1 protein-coding gene and 1 pseudogene are annotated in these 1,219 nt (G+C 42.3%); one reads left to right on the top strand and one right to left on the bottom strand.

The annotated features are described in order from the left end of the window. Positions 1-580 (top strand): lytic transglycosylase domain-containing protein (locus tag R7F67_RS24395; RefSeq protein WP_318057485.1); only part of this gene is annotated, 580 nt, incomplete at its 5' end. Positions 581-1,066: 486 nt separating this feature from the next. On the opposite strand, the pseudogene R7F67_RS24390 reads toward R7F67_RS24395, so the two are convergent. Further along, positions 1,067-1,219: pseudogene (locus R7F67_RS24390) on the bottom strand (DNA mismatch repair protein MutT); the annotation flags it as partial.

Raw genomic sequence — 1,219 nt, 5'->3', positions numbered from 1 at the left:
TGCGCCTTATAAATTACAAATCGACCAACGTCTCACTTCCGTCAATCCACTTCTCGACCACATCTTTAAGCAACTCAAAAGCAAGTCACTGCCCAAAAGTCTCGTTTTGGTGCCAATGCTAGAATCTTCTTACAACGCAAAAGCCGTTTCTCACGCCAACGCCGCGGGATTATGGCAATTGATTCCTGCAACAGCGATGCGCTTTGGTTTAACGGTTGATTCGAATGTGGATGAGCGTTTCGATACCCAAGCCAGCACGAAAGCTGCATTGGACTATCTGGCGTTTTTATACAACAAGTTTGATCAAAACCTCGCATTAACGCTGGCGGCCTATAATGCAGGAGAAGGCCGAATTGCTCGCGCTATAAAGAAAGCAGGCACCGATGACTTCCAACACCTCACTCTGCCAAAAGAAACACATCAGTACGTCAGTCGTTTCTTCGCCTTGGAAAAACTGATAGATATCGGGCAGTTACAACACTCTTCTTTTCAGCCATTGCTTCTATTTGCTGCTGAATCTGCGGCACCATCACAGCCTCTGATCGACTTTAGTCGACTTCCTCCACTCGTTAATTTGTGATAATAATCACCAAAACAACGAATGTCAGAAGAACGTAAAATTACAAGATCCTGTTCTGCTAATTTAAAAACTCGTGATCTCGATGCAAACGTGTGCAAAAAAGTTAAGGTAATGTATCTCAAGAATAAGAAAGAGTAGTGGTTTACTGATAATAGTCCAATTTGCACTTGTTTATTGGATAGATATGCATCACATTACGTGTGCAAAAAAGATGAAAACCAATGGTTGGACCTATTAATTATTTACACACTAAATATAAAACGGCTATTGTTTTCATAGTTTGAAACAAAACTCAGAATATCGAGATGACGCTTCGCTTGCGCGTCTGGAATAAGTCCGGGTTCCGGGGGGGAGCTCGGACTTTTTTATTGCGCTTAATTGCGTAAAGAAGTGAATGATGAAATCCCTAAACACTTCTAAAAACGCTTACTGAAGCTCATTCCCATTCAATAGGTATGAGCTCAGTCTTCGGCACTCTGGTGACAGCTAAAGCAACTCTTTAGCGATCAGGTGAAGTAAGAACGTTTCACGTTCGATACTCATTCCTTTCTTCGGGCTTTCTGCCATCGTCTTTTCGTTATGTGCTATCGCTTCATGGACATTCATCCAAACTGGACGCATGCCATTCTTCACTTCGTA

Source organism: Vibrio sp. YT-17, from assembly GCF_033337375.1.
In the GTDB taxonomy this organism is placed as follows: Bacteria; Pseudomonadota; Gammaproteobacteria; order Enterobacterales; family Vibrionaceae; genus Vibrio; species Vibrio alginolyticus.
Note: the sequence above shows the minus strand (reverse complement) of the source record. Positions and strands in the feature narration are given on the sequence as shown.